Source organism: Polaromonas sp. P1_G4, from assembly GCF_056405475.1.
The window spans coordinates 1-1,654 of record NZ_JBFUCA010000725.1 but is presented as its reverse complement, the minus strand read 5'-3'; the positions used below and the strand labels follow the sequence as shown (position 1 = coordinate 1,654).

At 56.8% G+C, this 1,654-nt stretch carries 3 protein-coding genes and 1 pseudogene; all 4 read right to left on the bottom strand.

What is annotated here, in order from left to right; translation table 11 throughout:
• Positions 1-600 (bottom strand): type IV pili methyl-accepting chemotaxis transducer N-terminal domain-containing protein (locus AC1D1X_RS22690; RefSeq protein WP_477699264.1); only part of this gene is annotated, 600 nt, incomplete at its 3' end.
• A gap of 31 nt (positions 601-631) precedes the next feature.
• Positions 632-1,162 (bottom strand): chemotaxis protein CheW, encoded by a 531-nt coding sequence (locus tag AC1D1X_RS22685; RefSeq protein WP_092131850.1) that lies wholly within the window; start codon positions 1,160-1,162, stop codon positions 632-634.
• Positions 1,163-1,183: 21 nt separating this feature from the next.
• The gene (locus tag AC1D1X_RS22680) at positions 1,184-1,549 is read right to left on the bottom strand and encodes a response regulator transcription factor (RefSeq protein ID WP_007864987.1); all 366 of its coding nucleotides are present in this window, start codon (positions 1,547-1,549) and stop codon (positions 1,184-1,186) included.
• Positions 1,549-1,654, bottom strand: a pseudogene (locus AC1D1X_RS22675) (response regulator); the annotation flags it as partial. The pseudogene AC1D1X_RS22675 and the gene AC1D1X_RS22680, both read right to left, overlap by 1 nt.

The following is a 1,654-nucleotide window of genomic DNA, read 5'->3' as shown; positions in this document are numbered from 1 at the left end:
TTCAGCGCGCTCCATGAAAGGCGTGACCTTTTCCACGTCAGATTGCAGGTCATCACTCACTGGCGCCAGACGCAGACTTTCTTCACCGGATTTCAGTCCGCGCACGGTTTTTGCCAGTACGTCAGAACTCTCACGCACGTCAGGGAAGGCCTGGGCACTGCCCACCAGCGCCTGAGACACCGATTTCGCCAGACGCTGCGACTGCATCAAAGACTGCCCGGTGGCCGCCACCTGTTGAGCCACTTTATCCGCCTGGCTCAGCGCCAGGAAAGTCACCGTACCCAGGACAGCCACCGCGACGGCGAGGAAAAACACCAGCACCCGCTGATGCTGACCGATGGTCCTGCGGCCCAATAAAGGCAGACGCAGCAGCTCTTGATTTACCGCAGGTGCGCCGTCCTCGGCGGTCGCCATGCGGCTGGGCGCGAAAGCATCGTCATTTCCACCCGGCTGCCGAATCGCTGCGGTCTGAAGCGCAGCCTGATCCATGGCTCCGGTCGCAAGAGGATCTGGCGTACCGACGGAAGCCATGTCCATGCTGTCCTCGGGCTGATCGGGCTTGGTTTTAAATAGCTTCTGGATATTTTCAATAACAGACATGGTGAGCCTTCCGGGAGAGAAACAGTGTGCGCTATGCGCCTATCGTCAAAAAATGCGCTTGCTGGGCAAGCAACTGAAGGTTGATTTCCTGCCAGGTCGCACCATTAAGGTCAACGTACTGGTTGCCAAAGAAATCGGGCGCGTCGGGCGCTTTTTCGGAAAAATCACTGAACGCCTCCTGATTGCGCAGCCCGGACAGCTTGTCGATCAGCAATGCGCAGTTAACTTCCAGGGCACTGTTGAGTGCAACAAGCCTGGAATCCGTGCGTGCAAGCTCGTTTTTGGGAGGGGGTGCTTTGCCGCTGACGTAACTCGCCAGATCCACGACACCAAACAGGCCGCCGCGCAAATTGGCAACACCGGCGAACCAGGCTTGCGTATACGGAACAGGCTGCGTACTGACCCACGGGAAAATTTCACCGGATTGGCTCAGGGGAAACAGGTATTTCTTCCCGCCAGCCTCCACGGCCAGCCAGGACGCGGCAACGCCTTGCGTCCGCGCAATCTGCAACCTGTCGGCCAGCCGGGTTTGTAGCTCTCTAAGTGCTTGTCTGTTCGCCATGCTTTGGTTTTACGCCGTAAATCAGCCAAGGGCCTTGATTTTGGCCATCAGCTCATCAGCATCCACAGGCTTGGTGATGTAGTCGCGGGCGCCCTGCCGCATGCCCCAGACACGGTCAGTTTCCTGGTTCTTGCTGGTGCACATCATGATGGGGATATCCGAGTACAACGGGTCGCGCGTGATGGCGCGCGTCAGCTGGAACCCGTTTTGCCCCGGCATCACCACATCCATCAGGATCAGTTCGGGCTTGTCTTCCGCCAGGCGGCGAAATGCATCCTCTGCATTTTCAGCAGTTTTGACGGTGAAACCATTTTTGACCAGCAGATCGGTCAAGAACATCAATTCGGTTTTGGAGTCGTCAACTACCAGTATTTTCTTGATTGCCATCACACTACTCCTTGTTTAGCGCTGCCGAGATCCTGTACGGTCTGCAGCAGCTGATCTTTTGTAAAAGGTTTGGTCAGGTAGTCTTGCGAACCCACCATACGACCC